The sequence below is a fragment of the Wolbachia endosymbiont of Tuta absoluta genome, assembly GCF_059414725.1.
In genome coordinates, this window is record NZ_JBNRJY010000481.1 from 1 (window position 1) to 1,939 (window position 1,939).

Below are 1,939 nucleotides of genomic sequence, written 5' to 3' on the forward strand. Positions count from 1 at the left end.
TGCAAGAACATTGGTCGTAATACCACGCAAGTCGGCAAGTATTGCAGCATCCTCTGGTTTAGAAACTCGCTTATCTTCTATACAATCACCGAAGGTACTACTATCATCCTTTCCTGTTGGAGCTTCAAGACTTACCGGATCGATCGTTGGACGACTCGGTGTCCCACACGAAAAGAAGTAGCAATATTTTTCTTAACAGCATATTTTGTATTTAATGGTATAACTTACGTTTGTACCGAAGCATGTAGCCTCCCTTGATTTGTGTGCCTCCATGTTCTGAAACAAATAATAATAATTAATTATTAACTAGCGGCCTATCTGAATTCCCACGGGAAACAGACCTTCTCTCGACATAAATCATATATAAGAACATCTTTAAGCACTCTATCTTTTGAAAAAATCCCATTCAGATCCTTTGGGTAGTTTTGAAGATTTAAGCATATATACAAACAAACAGACATATAGTAGGGACCCACGCGGGAAGCGACTTTACTTTATACTACGTAGTGATAAATAAGTAATCACTACATAGTATAAAATAAAGTCGCTTTCCGTGTCATGGTTTCCCGTTGTATGCTTAGATATTTAAATTTATCTTTTCCTTCCTGTATTTTCTTAAATATGTTTCTAGGGAATATAGGGAACACCAGGGTTCTTCGGGTCGTTGGACGACTCGGTGTCCCACACGAAAAAGAAGAGGGGAATATTGAATTAAATACGTATATATTGATGCCGGCTTCGAATTTCTTTTTTCGGCATTTCTTTCCCGTGGGAGTCGTAAGAGGCGACCAAGGGACTCGAGGGTGTGTATTACAATTTCAGGCGATGAGCTGACAACCTGTCACTATGACCCTCAAATATTTGTCAGATATGGTGTAAATGTACGTTATTTGCGGCCGTTTACGCTCTGCCTACCCCGCAAGAGATTATAGGCGTGATATGTGTAAGTATGTTTCTAGGGGAAAGTTGTTCAGTATCACTGACCATGAGGTCTGCATGCACTCTATCAGTATTCGCAGGGCTTGTAGCTTACCTACCACCATCGTGTATAAGGTACGAGTGGGCCGTTATTTGTAATAATGAACTACAGATCAAAAGTGTGAATTTAAATTTGAACTCAACAATCATCCGTCTTTGTCGGCCGGTCCATCTGCCAGTTACTTATTAAAACATATAGCTTTTCAGCAGAATTCATTAATTATTTCTTAGGCGGTAAGCCAAAGACATCCGAAGTGATTAAAGTTTAAGTCAAGTTGAGTAAAGTTAAGTACTCCCTTTTAGTTATCGCACGGACAGCAAATTAAAAAGGTAATAATTATTTAAAAACCCATTGAAAATTCGCTTATTTTCGCTGCCCATGAAAGAAAAGGGCGGTTTTAAATAAAATGTTTTTCAATCAAATAACATTGCAATGAAAATTCTTGATCATAAAGGTTCAGTCACATCAGTGGCATATTTTGCGACAGAAAGTTCGACCCGAAACATGGAGTGTTTATGGTGTTGTTTAGTGAAGCAACCAAACGTGACTGATAAATACTTAGTGTTAATTTCTTTGTATGGCGTGATGGTGTAATCACATCACATCACATCAGCTTATATTGGTCCACTGCTGGACGAAGGCCTCCCACCCACAGGATACGCTATAAGGCACAATCTCGTGTTTTCGCCATCCAATCGCTACCAGCCGCCCTCTTTATGTCATCGTCCATCTGGCTGGAGGCCGTCCTATGAAAGTCAGTTTCGTGCTTCGGCGGGCAGGTAAATTTTTCGTTTCGCGCTACTGTTAATGATTATTTAAATATGGCAGTCGTACATTATAATTTCCAAAGCCAATGGAGGCGATGTAAAGTACGAGTATTATTTTTATGAGATGTCGTAACTAAAAGTACCGATCATCAGCAGGGCACCAACCAGACCGTCGCATGAAGAAAGTATAACC

The 1,939-nt window shown here is 39.7% G+C and carries 1 protein-coding gene; it reads left to right on the forward strand.

Annotated elements, in window-relative coordinates:
• Positions 1 to 181, forward strand: a 181-nt coding sequence (locus tag ACJ5GX_RS05260; RefSeq protein ID WP_495292776.1) for a hypothetical protein, incomplete at its 5' end; no start/stop codon positions are given.
• Positions 182 to 1,939 lie beyond the last annotated feature (1,758 nt).